A 12,556-nucleotide genomic window follows, 5' to 3' on the forward strand; every position below is an offset into this window, starting at 1 on the left:
GCGCGCAGGAAGTCACCCGCCGCGCCCGCGCCTTCAACGCCCTGTTCGCTTCCTGATTTCAAGAGAAGATCCCATGTCCCGTTCCGAATCCCTGTTCGCCCAAGCCCAGAAGCACATCCCAGGTGGCGTCAACTCGCCGGTCCGCGCCTTCAAGAGCGTCGGCGGCACCCCGCTGTTCTTCAAGCATGCCGAAGGCGCCTATGTCGTCGACGAAGACGACAAGCGCTATGTTGACTACGTGGGTTCGTGGGGCCCGATGATCCTCGGCCACGGCCACCCACAGGTGCTCGACGCGGTGCGCAACCAGTTGCAGCACGGCTTGTCCTACGGCGCGCCGACCGCCATGGAAACCGAGATGGCAGACCTTGTCTGCTCGCTGGTGCCGTCCATGGAAATGGTACGCATGGTCAGCTCCGGCACCGAAGCCACCATGAGCGCGATTCGCCTGGCCCGGGGTTACACCGGCCGCGACGCCATCATCAAGTTCGAAGGCTGCTACCACGGCCACTCCGACAGCTTGCTGGTCAAGGCCGGTTCCGGTTTGCTGACCCAGGGCGTGCCAAGCTCGGCAGGCGTGCCGGCGGACTTCGCCAAGCACACCCTGACCCTGCCGTTCAACGACATCGCTGCAGTCGAGAAGACCCTGGCCGAAGTCGGCCAGACCGTAGCCTGCATCATCGTCGAGCCAGTGGCCGGCAACATGAATTGCGTACCGCCAGCGCCTGGCTTCCTCGAAGGCCTGCGCGAGCAGTGCGACAAGCACGGCGTAGTGTTGATCTTCGACGAAGTGATGACGGGCTTTCGCGTCTCGCTGGGCGGCGCCCAAGGCTACTACGGCATCACGCCGGACCTGTCGACCTTCGGCAAGATCGTCGGCGGCGGCATGCCGGTCGGCTGTTTCGGCGGCAAGCGCGAGATCATGGGCTGCATCGCCCCGCTGGGCCCTGTGTATCAGGCCGGTACCCTGTCGGGTAACCCGCTGGCCATGGCCGCAGGCCTGACCACGCTGAAGCTGATCAGCCGCCCGGGCTTCCACGACGAGCTGAGCGGCTTCACCAGCCGCATGCTCGACGGCCTGCAGCAGCGCGCAGATGCCGCTGGCGTGCCGTTCGTGACAACCCAGGCAGGTGCCATGTTCGGCCTGTACTTCAGCGGCGCCGACGATATCGTCACCTTCGATGACGTGATGGCCAGCGATGCCGAGCGCTTCAAGCGCTTCTTCCACCTGATGCTCGACGGTGGCGTCTACCTGGCACCTAGCGCGTTCGAGGCCGGCTTTACCTCGATCGCACACGGTGACAAGGAGCTGCAGATCACCCTGGATGCGGCTGAGCGGGCATTTGCCGCACTGAAGTAAAGCGCGGTCAGAGCTCTTCGCCGGGTAAACCCGCGAAGAGCTCTGGCGATAAATGCCCGTCCATCACCAGTAACTTTTCCCACCGGTACATAAATTCGAGTAAAACTTTGTAAGGTTGGCGCTGCTTATCCCATAATGTGCCACCAGAGACATTGGCCGTAGCTTTGCAGAGGTAAGTCGATCCCCATGAACCGCACCGGCCGCGCCCTTGCCCTGGGCTGCCTGTTGCTTCTTCAGCCCCTGCTGGCACTGGCGGAGGGCGGTAACTCGTTGCTGATTCCTGCAACGGGGCGCTGCACGCTCAATGTCCAGCCAGAGGACCAGCAAAACGCCCTCAAGGCTTGCGAGCAGATGGCGGCGACCGGGGACGCCCAGGCGCAGTACGAACTGGGTGAGTACTACTACGCGCAAACCCCCAAAGACCTGAAAATGGCCTTGGACTGGTTCGAAAAAGCCTCGCTGCAGGGCCATGCACAAGCCCAGTATCGCCTTGGCGGCATGTTCTTTCATGGTGAAGGGGTCGAGGCCAACAACGTACAGGCCTATATCCTGCTGAAAATGGCGGCGGTCAACGGTGCCGAAGATGCGCTGGACATGGCCGACGAAGTCACCGAGCAGATGCCCCGCGATGAACTGGAGCATGCCACCCAGGTGCTCGGCCAGATCTTCCGCAAATACCTGCTGGAACTGCAAAGCGCCGAAGGGCGCACGCCGTTCTCGCCGCTCCCCTGACTCGCTTTACTTCTCTGGCATCGGCATAGGGAACGGCATCACATTGCCACTTCCCTTGGCTTCGCTGATCTTGGCCGTGCCCAGGCGCTCGACCTCGTCGATACGCACGATCGAGTGCATCGGCACGAAGCTGCGGATCACACCTTCGAACTGGTTCTTGAGCTTCTCTTCGCTCGGGTCGACCACGATCTGGGTGCGCTCCCCAAAAACGAATTCCTCGATTTCCAGGAAGCCCCACAGGTCGCTCTGATAGATCTGTTTGGCATACATCTCGAAGACCTGCCCCTGATTGAGGAAGATCACTTTATAGATGGCGGGTTCGCGTTTGCTCATGTTTGCCGGGATAACACATGCGTAAGAAAAGGCGCGCATCATAACAGACAGGCCCGTTGATCTGTGCCGCCGATACCGTTGAACGTTTCAGTGCTTTCGCCCCTGCCCTTCAAGGGTTATTCTTGAGTTCACCATTATTGCCGTCGAGCGGCTAAAAACGACCTTGAACGCACCCATACAACCTCATCGCTTCATCCTCGAACCCTTCGAGGCCCACCGCTTCGCCAACCTGTGCGGCCAGTTCGACGAGCACTTGCGCCTGATCGAACAACGCCTGGCTATCGAAATCCGCAACCGCGGCAATCAATTCGAGCTGATCGGCGAACCCAAGACAACCTCTGCTGCCGAGCAACTGCTGCGCCGCCTCTATCGCGAGGCCAAGGCCACCGAGCTGTCGCCGGAAACCGTGCACCTGTACCTGCAGGAGTCGACCGTCGAGAACATCGAAAACCCGGCAGTCAACGAGGTCAGCGTTTCCCTGCGCACGCGCAAGGGCAACATTCGCCCACGCGGCGTCAACCAGCAGCGCTACGTCAAGGAAATCCTGGCCAACGACATCAACTTCGGCGTAGGCCCGGCCGGTACCGGCAAGACTTACCTGGCCGTGGCCTGCGCCGTCGATGCCCTGGAGCGCGAGCAGGTGCGACGCATCCTGCTGGTGCGCCCGGCGGTCGAGGCCGGCGAAAAGCTTGGCTTCCTGCCTGGCGACCTGGCCCAGAAGATCGACCCGTACCTGCGCCCGCTGTACGACGCCCTGTACGAGATGCTCGGCTTCGAGCACGTGGCCAAGCTGATCGAGCGCCAGGTGATCGAGATCGCCCCGCTGGCCTACATGCGCGGCCGTACCTTGAACAACAGTTTCATCATCCTCGACGAGAGCCAGAACACCACGCTCGAGCAGATGAAAATGTTCCTGACCCGTATCGGCTTCGGCTCCACTGCGGTGATCACCGGCGACATCACCCAGGTCGACCTGCCGCGTGGCACCAAGTCGGGCCTGGCTCATGTGATCGAGGTGCTCAAGGACGTTCCGGGTATCAGTTTTACCCACTTCCAACCCAAAGATGTGGTTCGTCACCCACTGGTGCAGCGCATTGTCGAGGCCTATGACCGCTTCGATGCCCGCCAGGCCAAGCCCGAGGCGCCCGGCAAAGATGCTTGAACTTGACCTGCAGCGCGCCACGGATGCCGCCACCCCTGACGATGCCGCTTTGCGCGCCTGGTGCGAACTGGCGTTGCGCCAGCGCAGCGCCGACTCGGAAATGACCATCCGTCTGGTCGACGAAACCGAAGGCCGTGAGCTCAACCACACCTACCGGCACAAAGACTACGCGACCAACGTGCTGTCGTTCCCGGCCGATGTGCCCGATGAACTGCTCGATATCCCGCTGCTGGGCGACCTGGTGATCTGCGTGCCGGTGGTCGAGCGCGAGGCTGCCGAACAGGGCAAGTCGCTGCAAGCGCATTGGGCGCACCTGGTCATCCACGGCTGCCTGCACCTGCTTGGCTACGACCACATCGAAGACGATGAGGCCGAGGAAATGGAAGCGCTGGAACGGGAATTGCTGGCAGAACTGGGTCACCCCGACCCGTATGCCGATGATGAAAACGATTCAATCACACACTGATACTGCAAGGATCACGAGAACCGCCATGAGCGAAGATCGATCGAGCAACGGGCAGAAGTCCTGGCTGGGTAAACTGACCCAGGCTTTTGCCCATGAGCCGAAAAACCGCCAGGAGCTCCTCGAGCTGCTGCGCGAAGCCCATCAGAACAAGCTGCTCGACAGCGAAGCGCTGACCATCGTCGAAGGCGCCATCCAGGTCGCCGACCTGCAGGTACGCGACATCATGGTGCCGCGTTCGCAGATGATCAGCATCAAGGCTACCCAGTCGCCTCGCGAATTCCTGCCGGCCGTCATCGACGCCGCGCACTCGCGTTACCCGGTGATCGGCGAAAGCCATGACGATGTGCTCGGGATCCTGCTGGCCAAGGACCTGCTGCCGCTGATCCTCAAAGAGAACGGCGACAGCTTCAACATCAGGGACCTGCTGCGCCCGGCCACGTTCGTGCCCGAGTCCAAGCGCCTGAACGTGCTGCTGCGCGAGTTCCGCGCCAACCACAACCACATGGCCATCGTCATCGACGAGTACGGCGGCGTGGCGGGCCTGGTCACCATCGAGGACGTGCTCGAACAGATCGTCGGCGACATCGAAGACGAGCATGATGTCGAGGAAGACAGCTATATCAAGCCACTGCCCAGCGGCGACTTCCTGGTCAAGGCGCTCACGCCGATTGAGAACTTCAACGAGTTCTTCGACAGCGAGTTCTCCGATGATGAGTTCGACACGGTTGGCGGCCTGGTGATGAGCGCTTTCGGCCACCTGCCCAAGCGCAACGAGACCACTGAGATCGGGCCCTACAAGTTCCGTATTCTCAATGCCGACAGCCGGCGGATACACTTGCTGCGCCTGACCCCGATCACCCGCTAAGGACAAACATGCGTTGGATCACCCGCCCCGGCTGGCCCGGTAACCTGCTGGCCTTGGCGGCCGGCGCCTCTACCCTTCTGGCCCTGGCGCCATTCGACATCTGGCCGCTGGCCCTGTTGTCCATCGCGGTGCTCTACCTCGGCCTGCGCGAGCTCACCCCGCGCCAGGCCATGTGGCGCGGCTGGTGGTTCGGGTTTGGCCTGTACGGGGCCGGCACCTGGTGGATCTACGTCAGCATGAACACCTACGGCGGCGCCTCGCCGCTGCTGGCGATCGTGCTGCTGGTGGCGTTCTTCGCCGCCCTTGCCTGGTTCTTTGCCCTGCCCACCTGGCTGTGGGCGCGCTGGCTGCGCCGCAATGAAGCCCCCTTGGCCGATGCGCTGTGCTTTGCCGCCCTGTGGCTGCTACAAGAGGCTTTCCGTGGCTGGTTCCTGACCGGCTTCCCCTGGCTTTATGCCGGCTACAGCCAACTGGACGGGCCTTTGGCTGGCCTGGCGCCGCTGGGCGGCGTGTGGCTGATCTCTTTCGCCCTGGCATTGAGCGCGGCGCTGCTGTGCAACCTGCACCGCCTGCGCGCACGCCCATCGTTCCTTGCCGTGGGAGCCTTGTTGCTGCTGGCCCCCTGGGTTGTCGGCATGGCCCTCAAAGACCACGCCTGGACCAAGCCTGCTGGCGACCCACTGACGGTCGCAGCCCTGCAGGGCAACGTCGAACAAGAGCTGAAATGGGACCCGGCGCACATCGATGCACAACTGGCGCTGTACCGCGACATGAGCTTCAGCTCAAAACCGGTGGATCTGCTGGTTTGGCCAGAGACAGCCGTGCCGATCCTCAAGGACCAGGCCCAAGGGTACATCGACGTGATGGGGCGTTTTGCCGCCGACCGGCATTCGGCACTTATCACCGGCGTGCCGGTGCGCGAAGTGGTGCATCAGCAACGCCGCTACTACAACGGCGTGACCGTGACAGGCGAAGGCGATGGCACCTACCTCAAGCAGAAGCTGGTGCCCTTCGGCGAATACGTGCCACTGCAGGACATGCTTCGCGGCCTGATCGAGTTCTTCAACCTGCCGATGTCGGACTTCGCCCGCGGCCCTGAGGACCAGCCACTGCTCCAGGCCAAGGGTTACCAGATTGCCCCGTACATCTGCTACGAGGTGGTCTACCCCGAGTTCGCTGCGGGCTTGGCGGCGCGCAGCGACCTGTTGCTGACCATCAGCAACGACACCTGGTTCGGCACCTCGATCGGCCCGCTGCAGCACCTGCAGATGGCGCAGATGCGCGCGCTGGAAGCCGGCCGCTGGATGATCCGCGCCACCAACAACGGCGTCACCGCCCTGATCGACCCGTTTGGCCGGATTACGGCCCAGGTTCCGCAGTTCCAGCGGGCCGTGCTGTATGGCGAAGTGGTCCCGATGCAGCAACTGACGCCGTACCTGCAATGGCGCTCGTGGCCGCTGGCGATTGTCTGTGCCTTGCTGCTGGGTTGGGCATTGCTGGCGGGGCGCATAGCCAAAACCGTCTGATCAGGCCGGAGCGGCCTTGTGTCGCGATGGGCTGCGAAGCGGCCCCAGGATATCAGCGGCGCCACAGATATCCTGGGACTGCTGCGCAGTCCTTTCGCGACACAAGGCCGCTCCTACACGGGCTCGAGTGCTCTCTTGAATCAATAGAACAACCGATACCCCGCCAACCCTACCGCTTCATTCAGCAATTGCCCGCTCTGCCACATCGCCCGGCTTTCCGGCAGCAACCCGGCAAACGGCCGCGCATGGTCCCGCCCAAGGAACCCCATCGGCGCCGGTATCACTTCAAACCCGGCCTGCTCGAAGCTCCAGCGCGAACGTTGCATGTGCCACGCCTGGGTCACCAGCACCACACGCCCAATACCCAGTGACTTGAGTAATTGCGCGCTGAATTGGGCATTTTCCCACGTGGTTCGGCTGGCCTCTTCCTTCCATTTGACCTCGACAGCGAAATCTTCACGCAGCCGATCCGCCATTAGCCGCGCCTCGCTCGGCGGGGTACCGTAGTGCAAACCGCCACTGGTCAGCACCGGCAAGCCCGAAGCCTTGGCCAGTCGCGCGGCAAAGCGCATACGCTCAAGCGCCGTTGCCGAGGGCTGGTCCTCACCGCCCCAGGCCGGATCACCGCGCTCACGCCCTGCGCCGAGCACGACGATTGCATCCGCCCTGCGCGCCAGGCTGGCCCAATCGCCGGATGCCAGCGGGGGCTCGGTTTCCAGCAGGCGCGCACCGTGCTGCACCACCAGCGGCAGGCTCATCAACCACAACCCACCCAGCCCCAGCACAAAGCACAGCGCCGCCAGCCGCGGGCGCCGGGCGCGCAACCACCAGGCCGCCAGCAACAGCAGGAACAGGATGCCCGGCGGCATCAACCATTGTTTGATGAAAAATCGAATCGGCATCGGCTACACCTCCTTGGCAGGCGTGCAGCCTATGAGGATCGGCGCCGGTCAACAAGTGCGCTGCCGGCGCCGATCGAGTGAAGTGTTTGTTGAATTACCGGGGCGCGATGGCCTGCGCCGGGCGCCCTGAACGGCTAGCGATGTGGCAGCGTCCTGGGTGTCGCCGTCGTGGCGGGGCGTTTCTTGTCCTTGAGCCAGATGATCTTCGCCGATGTCGGTTCCGCATGCGGGTAACTACCGGCGCAGGCATTACGGCGTTCCGGGACCGAGTCCAGGTAAGCCTTGATCACTTCGAACTCTGCATGGCTCAGGCCACGCAACTCCAGCTCGGCTGGCATCTCGTCGCGCAATCGTACCGACGTTCTGGCGACTTCCAGGGCCAGGCCAAGACGGTCGATCAGGCGTTCGTAAAGCTCCGGTTTGATTGCGGGTAGCTGCGTCTCTCCCATCCGTTCACCTCATTGAAGATAAAGAATATCTCCCCCCACACCTGAGCTTAGCGCCGCTTCGAAAAGCAGCCCGATGCAGCGACCAGCGGCCATTCGCAATCAGGGTTTCCCACGATGCGCGGCGCTACTGTATGCTACGGCGTTCACTCTCACGACACCGGAGTGCCGGACGCAGCGAGGTTCCGCTGCCTGGAACAAGGTCTCTTCTCTCTCAGCCAAAAGTAGCCATGCACGAACAATACACGCCCCGTGATATCGAAGCCGCCGCCCAGCATTTCTGGGACGAGCAACAGTCGTTCGCTGTTACCGAACAGCCAGGCAAAGACACCTACTATTGCCTATCGATGTTCCCGTACCCGAGCGGCAAGCTACACATGGGCCACGTGCGCAACTACACCATCGGCGACGTGATTGCCCGCTACCAGCGCATGCTGGGCAAGAACGTCCTGCAACCGATGGGCTGGGACGCTTTCGGCATGCCAGCGGAAAACGCGGCGATGAAAAACAACGTCGCCCCGGCCAAGTGGACATACGAAAACATCGACTACATGAAGACCCAGCTCAAGAGCCTGGGCCTTGCCATCGACTGGGCACGTGAAGTCACCACCTGCAAGCCGGACTACTACCGCTGGGAACAGTGGCTGTTCACCCGCCTGTTCGAAAAAGGCATCATCTACCGCAAGAACGGTACCGTGAACTGGGACCCGGCCGACCAGACCGTGCTCGCCAACGAGCAGGTCATCGACGGCCGCGGCTGGCGTTCGGGCGCGCTGATCGAAAAGCGCGAAATCCCCATGTACTACTTCCGCATCACCGACTACGCCGACGAGCTGCTGGAAAGCCTCGACGAGCTGCCGGGCTGGCCTGAGCAGGTCAAGACCATGCAGCGCAACTGGATCGGCAAGTCGCGCGGCATGGAAGTACAGTTCCCGTACGATCAGGCGAGCATCGGCCACGAAGGTACGCTGAAAGTCTTCACCACCCGTCCGGACACCCTGATGGGCGCGACTTACGTTGCCGTTGCTGCCGAGCACCCATTGGCTACCCAGGCCGCCCAGGGCAACCCGGCGCTGCAGGCATTCATCGACGAGTGCAAGAGCGGCAGCGTTGCCGAGGCCGACATGGCCACCCAGGAGAAGAAGGGCATGCCCACTTCCCTGCTGGTCGAGCACCCCCTGAGCGGTGAAAAGCTGCCGGTATGGGTCGCCAACTATGTGCTGATGCACTACGGCGACGGTGCCGTAATGGCCGTACCGGCCCACGACGAGCGCGACTTCGAGTTCGCCCACAAGTACAACCTGCCGGTCAAGGCTGTGGTGCGCACCAGCGCCGGCGACGAAGTCGGCAGCGAATGGCAGGCGGCCTACGGCGAGCACGGCCAGCTGATCAACTCCGGCGAGTTCGACGGCCTGGACTTCGCTGGCGCCTTCGACGCCATCGAGGCGGCCCTGATCCGCAAGGAGCTGGGCAAATCCCGCACCCAGTTCCGCCTGCGCGACTGGGGCATCAGCCGCCAGCGTTACTGGGGCTGCCCGATCCCGATCATCCACTGCCCGTCCTGCGGCGACGTGCCGGTGCCGGAAGACCAGCTGCCGGTCACCCTGCCAGAGAACGTGGTGCCGGACGGCGCCGGTTCGCCACTGGCGCGCATGCCCGAGTTCTACGAGTGCAGCTGCCCGAAATGCGGCGCCGCGGCAAAGCGTGAAACCGACACCATGGACACCTTCGTCGAGTCGTCCTGGTACTTCGCCCGCTACGCCTCGCCGAACTACGACAAGGGCCTGGTCGATCCGAAAGCGGCCAACCACTGGTTGCCGGTCGACCAGTACATCGGCGGCATCGAACACGCCATTCTGCACCTGCTTTACGCGCGCTTCTTCCACAAGCTGATGCGTGACGAAGGCCTGGTCACCTCCAATGAACCGTTCAAGAACCTGCTGACCCAGGGCATGGTGGTCGCCGATACCTACTACCGCGTCGCCAGCAACGGTGGCAAGGACTGGTTCAACCCGGCCGACGTCGAAATCGAGCGCGATGCCAAGGCCAAGATCATTGGCGCACGCCTGAAGACCGACGGCCTGCCGGTGGAAATCGGCGGCACCGAGAAGATGTCGAAGTCGAAGAACAACGGCGTCGACCCACAGTCGATGATCGAAGCCTACGGCGCCGACACCTGCCGCCTGTTCATGATGTTCGCCTCGCCGCCCGACATGAGCCTGGAATGGTCGGACTCTGGCGTCGAAGGTGCAAGCCGCTTCCTGCGTCGTGTCTGGCGCCTGGCCCAGGGCCACGTCAACCAGGGCCTGCCGGGTAAACTGGACCTCGCCACGCTGAACGACGAGCAGAAGGTCATCCGCCGTGCAATTCACGCCGCGATCAAGCAGGCCAGCACCGATGTGGGCCAGTACCACAAGTTCAACACCGCCATCGCCCAGGTGATGACCGTGATGAACGTCCTGGAGAAGGCCCCCCAGGGCACCGAGCAAGACCGTGCGCTGCTGCAAGAGGGCCTGGAGGCCGTCACCTTGTTGCTGGCCCCGATCACCCCGCACATTTCCCACGAACTGTGGAAGGCGCTGGGCCATGAGCAAGCCGTTATCGATGCTGGCTGGCCAGTTGTCGATGAAAGCGCTCTGGTGCAGGACACCGTCACCCTGGTGGTCCAGGTCAACGGCAAACTGCGTGGCCAGGTAGAAATGCCTGCAGCCGCCAGCCGCGAAGAAATCGAAGCCGCCGCCCGCAACAACGAAAATGTCCTGCGCTTCATCGATGGCCTGACCATCCGCAAGGTCATCGTAGTGCCAGGCAAGCTGGTCAACATCGTCGCCAACTGATGGCAACGCCCACCTGCAGCCAGTGCGGGTGGGCGGTATCGGCCCACAAGGGAGCAACAACATGATCAAACGCAATCTGCTGGTATTGGGCCTGGCCATCATGCTCAGCGCCTGCGGTTTCCAGCTGCGCGGCACCGGCACCTCCGAGCTCAGCGTCAAGGAAATGGACGTCAGTGCACGTGATGCCTACGGCCCGACCGTGACTCAACTGCGCGAAGTACTGGAGCGCAGCGGCGTCAATGTGCACACCGGCGCCCCGTATCGCCTGGTACTGACCAACGAACAGCAAACCCAGCGCGCAGCGTCCTACGCCAGCAGCAACCAATCTGCCGAGTACGAACTGACCACAGTGCTCAGCTACAGCATCCTTGGCCTGAACAACCTGGAGCTGATGAGCGACAAGCTGGAAGTGCGCAAAATCTATGTACGCGACGGCGGCAACATCACCGGTTCCGACCAGGAAGCCACTGTTGCCCGCGAAGAAATGCGCCGCGACCTGGTCAACGCCATGGTCGTGCGCCTGCAGATGCTGACGCCGCCTCAGCTGGACCAGTTGCAGCGCGAAGCTGACGAACGCGCCAAGGCCGAAGCCGCCGCACTGGAGGCCGCGCGCAGCCAGCAGGCGGAAACGCCGCAGCAATCGCCGCTGGAAATTCCGGGCAATTGAGCCCGTGCGGGGCACTCCGGTGCCCCGCCTGTTTCCGATGAAGCTCGCCCCCGCCCAACTCAACAAGCACCTGCAAGGCGCTCTGGCCCCGGTCTATGTGGTCAGTGGCGACGATCCGCTGCTGTGCCAGGAAGCCGCCGACGCCATACGCAATGCTGCGCGTCAGCAGGGCTTTGACGAGCGCCAGGTGTTCAGCGCCGACGCCAGTTTCGACTGGGGCACCCTGCTGCAGGCGGGCGCCAGCCTGTCCCTGTTCGCCCAACGCCGGCTGCTGGAACTGCGCCTGCCCTCGGGCAAGCCTGGTGACAAAGGCGCAGCGGCGCTGATGGAATACTGCGCCAACCCTGCCGAGGATACCCTGCTGCTGGTCAGCCTGCCCAAACTCGATGGCAGTGCGCAGAAGACAAAGTGGGGCAAGGCCCTGATCGAGGGCAGCCACTGCCAGTTCATCCAGATCTGGCCGGTGGATGCCCAGCAGTTGCCGCAATGGATCAACCAGCGTTTGGCACAGGCCGGCCTTTCGGCCCAGCGTGATGCGGTCGACCTCATTGCCGCACGTGTCGAAGGCAACCTGCTGGCTGCTGCCCAGGAAATCGAAAAGCTCAAGCTGCTCGCCGACGGCAGCCAGATCACCGTAGACACGGTGCAGGCGGCCGTTGCCGACAGCGCGCGCTTCGATGTCTTCGGCCTGGTCGATGCCATTCTCAATGGCGAAGCTGCGCATGCCCTGCGCATGCTCGAAGGCCTGCGCGGTGAAGGCGTGGAGCCACCTGTGATTCTGTGGGCCCTGGCGCGCGAACTGCGTCTGCTGGCGGGGCTTTCGCAGCAGTTCAGCCAGGGTGTGCCCTTGGACAAGGCCTTCAGCCAGGCCCGCCCACCGGTATGGGACAAGCGCCGGCCGCTGGTCAGCAAAGCCCTGCAGCGCCTGTCGGCGCAGCGCTGGGCGCAGCTGCTGCAGGATGCCCAGCGCATCGATGCACAGATCAAGGGGCAAGCCGTGGGGTCACCATGGACCGGGCTGTCACGCTTGTCATTGCTCATGGCCGGGCAGCGGTTGGCTCTACCGCCTGAGTGACTCAAATACTGGGAGCTTGTTTGCAGCCCCGGTATTTCAAACCATTGACACAATCAATTGGCCCCGGCCTCTCTACAGGCCTAGAGTCCGCCCCGAAACCCACCCGACCCGGGAATCCCGCCATGAGCAAAAAGCCGAAGAAGCACGGCCCCAACAAGGCCAAATCCATCGTCGCCCAACCCTTGTTC

12 protein-coding genes and 1 pseudogene are annotated in these 12,556 nt (G+C 63.0%); 10 read left to right on the forward strand and 3 right to left on the reverse strand.

What is annotated here, in order from left to right; translation table 11 throughout:
• The first annotated feature begins 73 nt into the window (after nucleotides 1–73).
• Together hemL and BLX42_RS25405 are read left to right on the forward strand one after the other, a co-directional pair.
• A complete protein-coding gene (gene hemL / locus BLX42_RS25400; RefSeq protein ID WP_115273497.1) occupies nucleotides 74–1,357 on the forward strand; it encodes a glutamate-1-semialdehyde 2,1-aminomutase in 1,284 nt (427 codons plus the stop codon).
• 186 nt (nucleotides 1,358–1,543) lie between these two features.
• Nucleotides 1,544–2,089 (forward strand): tetratricopeptide repeat protein, encoded by a 546-nt coding sequence (locus BLX42_RS25405; RefSeq protein ID WP_119688210.1) that lies wholly within the window; start codon nucleotides 1,544–1,546, stop codon nucleotides 2,087–2,089.
• Between the two features lie 6 nt (nucleotides 2,090–2,095).
• Here BLX42_RS25405 and BLX42_RS25410 read toward each other — a convergent pair whose 3' ends face one another.
• On the reverse strand, nucleotides 2,096–2,422 hold the full coding sequence (locus BLX42_RS25410; RefSeq protein ID WP_039601874.1) for a DUF1820 family protein: 327 nt from the start codon (nucleotides 2,420–2,422) through the stop codon (nucleotides 2,096–2,098).
• 163 nt (nucleotides 2,423–2,585) lie between these two features.
• Here BLX42_RS25410 and BLX42_RS25415 point away from each other — a divergent pair, with 163 nt between their 5' ends.
• From BLX42_RS25415 to lnt, 4 genes are read left to right on the forward strand one after another with little or no spacing between them, the layout of a single operon-like run.
• On the forward strand, nucleotides 2,586–3,584 hold the full coding sequence (locus tag BLX42_RS25415) for a PhoH family protein (protein WP_039601873.1): 999 nt from the start codon (nucleotides 2,586–2,588) through the stop codon (nucleotides 3,582–3,584).
• Complete coding sequence (gene ybeY, locus BLX42_RS25420) at nucleotides 3,577–4,050, forward strand: rRNA maturation RNase YbeY (RefSeq protein ID WP_161872906.1); 474 nt, start codon at nucleotides 3,577–3,579, stop codon at nucleotides 4,048–4,050. The genes BLX42_RS25415 and ybeY overlap by 8 nt, the downstream gene beginning before the upstream one ends.
• Before the next feature lie 25 nt (nucleotides 4,051–4,075).
• Entirely contained in the window at nucleotides 4,076–4,915 is an 840-nt protein-coding gene (locus tag BLX42_RS25425) for an HlyC/CorC family transporter (protein WP_046785138.1), read from the forward strand.
• 8 nt (nucleotides 4,916–4,923) lie between these two features.
• On the forward strand, nucleotides 4,924–6,441 hold the full coding sequence (gene lnt, locus BLX42_RS25430; RefSeq protein ID WP_046785137.1) for an apolipoprotein N-acyltransferase: 1,518 nt from the start codon (nucleotides 4,924–4,926) through the stop codon (nucleotides 6,439–6,441).
• A 140-nt stretch (nucleotides 6,442–6,581) separates the two neighbouring features.
• Here lnt and BLX42_RS25435 read toward each other — a convergent pair whose 3' ends face one another.
• The gene (locus tag BLX42_RS25435; RefSeq protein ID WP_161872907.1) at nucleotides 6,582–7,343 is read right to left on the reverse strand and encodes a YdcF family protein; all 762 of its coding nucleotides are present in this window, start codon (nucleotides 7,341–7,343) and stop codon (nucleotides 6,582–6,584) included.
• Nucleotides 7,344–7,477: 134 nt separating this feature from the next.
• Entirely contained in the window at nucleotides 7,478–7,792 is a 315-nt protein-coding gene (locus BLX42_RS25440; protein WP_012312565.1) for a hypothetical protein, read from the reverse strand.
• Nucleotides 7,793–8,019: 227 nt separating this feature from the next.
• Between BLX42_RS25440 and leuS the strand changes: the two genes are divergently transcribed.
• From leuS to BLX42_RS25460, 4 genes and pseudogenes are all read left to right on the forward strand, one after another.
• The gene (gene leuS / locus BLX42_RS25445) at nucleotides 8,020–10,626 is read left to right on the forward strand and encodes a leucine--tRNA ligase (RefSeq protein WP_046785135.1); all 2,607 of its coding nucleotides are present in this window, start codon (nucleotides 8,020–8,022) and stop codon (nucleotides 10,624–10,626) included.
• Between the two features lie 61 nt (nucleotides 10,627–10,687).
• Complete coding sequence (gene lptE, locus BLX42_RS25450; protein ID WP_012312563.1) at nucleotides 10,688–11,293, forward strand: LPS assembly lipoprotein LptE; 606 nt, start codon at nucleotides 10,688–10,690, stop codon at nucleotides 11,291–11,293.
• Nucleotides 11,294–11,330: 37 nt separating this feature from the next.
• The gene (holA, locus tag BLX42_RS25455; RefSeq protein ID WP_115275467.1) at nucleotides 11,331–12,368 is read left to right on the forward strand and encodes a DNA polymerase III subunit delta; all 1,038 of its coding nucleotides are present in this window, start codon (nucleotides 11,331–11,333) and stop codon (nucleotides 12,366–12,368) included.
• A gap of 122 nt (nucleotides 12,369–12,490) precedes the next feature.
• Nucleotides 12,491–12,556: pseudogene (locus BLX42_RS25460) on the forward strand (ribosome alternative rescue factor ArfA); the annotation flags it as partial.

The sequence above is a fragment of the Pseudomonas sp. SG-MS2 genome, from assembly GCF_009933855.1.
In the GTDB taxonomy this organism is placed as follows: domain Bacteria; phylum Pseudomonadota; class Gammaproteobacteria; order Pseudomonadales; family Pseudomonadaceae; genus Aquipseudomonas; species Aquipseudomonas putida_E.

What these genes read in the sequence shown, in the direction of transcription:
- hemL (WP_115273497.1), top strand. Translation starts at nt 74, where the DNA reads ATGTCCCGTTCCGAATCCCTGTTCGCCCAAGCCCAGAAGCACATCCCA.
- BLX42_RS25405 (WP_119688210.1), top strand. Translation starts at nt 1,544, where the DNA reads ATGAACCGCACCGGCCGCGCCCTTGCCCTGGGCTGCCTGTTGCTTCTT.
- BLX42_RS25410 (WP_039601874.1), bottom strand. Translation starts at nt 2,422, where the DNA reads ATGAGCAAACGCGAACCCGCCATCTATAAAGTGATCTTCCTCAATCAG.
- ybeY (WP_161872906.1), top strand. Translation starts at nt 3,577, where the DNA reads ATGCTTGAACTTGACCTGCAGCGCGCCACGGATGCCGCCACCCCTGAC.
- BLX42_RS25425 (WP_046785138.1), top strand. Translation starts at nt 4,076, where the DNA reads ATGAGCGAAGATCGATCGAGCAACGGGCAGAAGTCCTGGCTGGGTAAA.
- lnt (WP_046785137.1), top strand. Translation starts at nt 4,924, where the DNA reads ATGCGTTGGATCACCCGCCCCGGCTGGCCCGGTAACCTGCTGGCCTTG.
- BLX42_RS25435 (WP_161872907.1), bottom strand. Translation starts at nt 7,343, where the DNA reads ATGCCGATTCGATTTTTCATCAAACAATGGTTGATGCCGCCGGGCATC.
- BLX42_RS25440 (WP_012312565.1), bottom strand. Translation starts at nt 7,792, where the DNA reads ATGGGAGAGACGCAGCTACCCGCAATCAAACCGGAGCTTTACGAACGC.
- leuS (WP_046785135.1), top strand. Translation starts at nt 8,020, where the DNA reads ATGCACGAACAATACACGCCCCGTGATATCGAAGCCGCCGCCCAGCAT.
- lptE (WP_012312563.1), top strand. Translation starts at nt 10,688, where the DNA reads ATGATCAAACGCAATCTGCTGGTATTGGGCCTGGCCATCATGCTCAGC.
- holA (WP_115275467.1), top strand. Translation starts at nt 11,331, where the DNA reads ATGAAGCTCGCCCCCGCCCAACTCAACAAGCACCTGCAAGGCGCTCTG.